This is a genomic window from Enterococcus ratti (genome assembly GCF_001886195.1).
In the GTDB taxonomy this organism is placed as follows: Bacteria; Bacillota; Bacilli; order Lactobacillales; family Enterococcaceae; genus Enterococcus_B; species Enterococcus_B ratti.
Genome location: NZ_JXLB01000075.1, coordinates 1 through 317, shown reverse-complemented (window position 1 = coordinate 317; position 317 = coordinate 1). Strand labels below are relative to the sequence as shown.

Below are 317 nucleotides of genomic sequence, written 5' to 3'. Positions count from 1 at the left end.
CAGAAACGTTTCCTGCAAAGGTGCGGATATATGTCCCTTTAGGATTAGTGTCTAATTGTGCAACTACTTGTCCTGAAGAGGCTTTTAATTGAATTTCTTGTAACATGGCTTTCATATCATTTAATTGCTTTTGCAATGCTTGTTTTTGTTGATTCATTGCAGGTACATCAATTGATAATGCGTTGATTCGTTGTTGAAGTGCATCAAACGCACTTTGAGTAGCTTCACTTGATAAGCCAGTTTTGTCAATATTTCCATTATTTCTAAAGTAAAGGGCATTGAGATCATTTCTTATTTGTTCCGTTGCTTGTTTTGCA

1 protein-coding gene is annotated in these 317 nt (G+C 35.3%); it reads right to left on the bottom strand.

Annotation, left to right across the window (positions count from 1 at the left end; all coding sequences use genetic code 11):
* Positions 1-317, bottom strand: a 317-nt coding sequence (locus tag RV14_RS12385; RefSeq protein WP_167359872.1) for a hypothetical protein, incomplete at both ends; no start/stop codon positions are given.